The organism is Streptomyces sp. MspMP-M5, from assembly GCF_000373585.1.
Classification (GTDB): Bacteria; Actinomycetota; Actinomycetes; order Streptomycetales; family Streptomycetaceae; genus Streptomyces.
In genome coordinates, this window is sequence record NZ_KB891876.1 from 1 (window position 1) to 1,034 (window position 1,034).

A 1,034-nucleotide genomic window follows, 5' to 3' on the forward strand; every position below is an offset into this window, starting at 1 on the left:
CGCCGTCGGGGGTGAACATGATGTTGCCCGGATGTGGGTCGCCGTGGCTGATCCCGTGCATGTAGAGCATGGTGTAGACGGTGTCTTGCAATCGCTGTGCCAGGCGCTGGCGCGGGAATCCGACTTCCTCGGCGCGCTTGCCGGGGATGCCGTCCATGAACTCCATGACGAGCATCCGGTCGGTGACCAGGTCCGCCAGTACTTCGGGCACACGTACGTACGGGTGCGCGGCAAAGGCAGCATGGAAGCGCTGTTGCTGGCGCGCCTCATGCTTCATGTCGGCCTGCGGGCGGAGCAGCCGGGCGATCTCGTCGAAGCGCTTGGGCAGTTCCAGTTCGCGTGCCTGCGGCACGCCACGGTGCACCAGGCGCAGCAGCGCGCCGAGGGAGCGCAGGCTCTGCCCGATCTGTTCGGGAACACCGTCCTTGACCAGTTTCACCGCGACCGTGCGTCCGTCGCGCAGTTCGGCGGAGTGGACCTGCGCCACCGAGGCACTGGCCACCGGCTGCATCTGGAAAGTGCGGAAGGTGTCTTCCAGCGGGCCGCCCAACTCCCGTTCGACCGCCTTGCGTACCGCGGCCGGCCTCATGTGCGGGGCCTGGTCCTGCAGCGCCCGTAGTGTGGTGACCCACTCCGGTGGCAGCAGGTCCGAGCGCGTGGCGGCGATCTGGCCCAGCTTGATGTAGATCGGACCCATCCGGGTCAAGAACCTCAGGATGGACGTGGCCCGGCGTCGGTCGCGAGTGGCCGTGTCACGGTCGCGCAGAGAGGTGATCCCGTACTGTGCCGCGCCCCAGGCGGCGCAGGAAGCTGCCTTGGCTAGGTGTGTGAGCATGTTCCGGCTCCTGATCGGCTGTCAGAGGACGAAGGTGAAGGCTCCGAAGGACATGCCGGCGCTTCCCACCCAGCCGACCGCGCGCTGGCCTGGCCGCAGGTGGCCTGCGGAGATGGCTGATTCGATGGCTGCCGGCACCGAGGCCGAGACCACGTTGCCGATCCGGTCGTAGACGTGATGGATGACCTGGCCGAGACCG

At 67.6% G+C, this 1,034-nt stretch carries 2 protein-coding genes; both read right to left on the reverse strand.

Annotated elements, in window-relative coordinates; translation table 11 throughout:
- The coding region (locus B073_RS39370; protein ID WP_018537414.1) for an ABC1 kinase family protein at positions 1 to 697 on the reverse strand (697 nt) is incomplete at its 3' end.
- 159 nt (positions 698 to 856) lie between these two features.
- Positions 857 to 1,018 carry a 3-oxoacyl-[acyl-carrier-protein] synthase III C-terminal domain-containing protein gene (locus B073_RS43665; protein ID WP_324608784.1) on the reverse strand — a complete coding sequence of 54 codons (162 nt, stop codon included), beginning with the start codon at positions 1,016 to 1,018 and terminating at the stop codon, positions 857 to 859.
- Positions 1,019 to 1,034 lie beyond the last annotated feature (16 nt).